The organism is Flavobacterium aquariorum, from assembly GCF_003254745.1.
Classification (GTDB): domain Bacteria; phylum Bacteroidota; class Bacteroidia; order Flavobacteriales; family Flavobacteriaceae; genus Flavobacterium; species Flavobacterium aquariorum.
Genome location: NZ_QKXH01000036.1, coordinates 1 through 258, shown reverse-complemented (window position 1 = coordinate 258; position 258 = coordinate 1). Strand labels below are relative to the sequence as shown.

The 258-nt window shown below is 41.9% G+C and carries 1 rRNA gene; it reads right to left on the bottom strand.

What is annotated here, in order from left to right:
• Nucleotides 1-198: 198 nt before the first annotated feature.
• A 16S ribosomal RNA gene (locus tag DOS84_RS18885) occupies nucleotides 199-258 on the bottom strand; the annotation flags it as partial.

Sequence of the window (258 nt, the reverse complement as noted above, 5' to 3'; positions counted from 1 at the left end):
CGAACTGTCGACCCCTACATTATCAGTGTAGTACTCTAACCAGCTGAGCTACGAGACACTCTTCATTCTTATTTTTGTGCGTTTAAGCACTTGTTTTTTAAATTAACAGCAAGAGTAATATAATCTTTCGTTTTGCAACCAAAAGTCCTTTTCGTCTTCTTTCCTCAGCGTGTATTACTACTAACACTAAGGCTCTAGAAAGGAGGTGTTCCAGCCGCACCTTCCGGTACGGCTACCTTGTTACGACTTAGCCCTAGT